This is a genomic window from Polaromonas sp. P1_G2, from assembly GCF_056405515.1.
In genome coordinates, this window is record NZ_JBFUBY010000729.1 from 1 (window position 1) to 589 (window position 589).

Here is a 589-nt window from a genome sequence, read left to right on the forward strand (position 1 = left end):
GCTCGATCGTCTGCAGCGAATGCACCGCGCCGACCATCAGGCCGTCGTCGCGCTTGGCGTAGCCGTCATTCAGATGGACCCCCAGCAGTCGGCTGTGACGGGCGATCAGAGCCGCGGCGAAAGCCGGTTGTTCGTCGGCATAGAGGACATGGGCGAAGTCGAGCGTGACCCCGAGATTGTCGGCGCCCACTTCCTTGATGGCGAGCAGCGTGGTGGCCGCGTCCGGCATCAGGCTATACGAGCGCGGCTCGTTCGGTTTGTATTCGATCGAGATCAGGCAGTCCGGATCATGGGCGCAAACTTCACGAATTCCGTCTATCTCGTGTTGCAGCATCCGATCATAGTTGCCTTGAAAGGCGTAATCGAAACCATCCTGGCCGAGCCAGATCGTCATCAGCTTCGATCCGGCGGCACGAGCGGCATCGATACCCTTCTTCGTCAGGTCTATAGCTTCGCGTCGAACAGCTTCATCCGGATGCGTGAAGGCGCCGAGTTTGAAGGCTGGATTGGTGTAGTAACGCATGGCGAATCCGTTGATCGAAAGCCCGAGATCGCTGAGGTTTTGCGCCAATGCCGCAGGGTTTTCGCC

At 59.4% G+C, this 589-nt stretch carries 1 protein-coding gene; it reads right to left on the reverse strand.

Translation table 11 applies throughout. From position 1 onward, the window contains the following. Window positions 1-589 (reverse strand): TIM barrel protein (locus tag AC1D0P_RS27230; protein ID WP_477679581.1); only part of this gene is annotated, 589 nt, incomplete at both ends.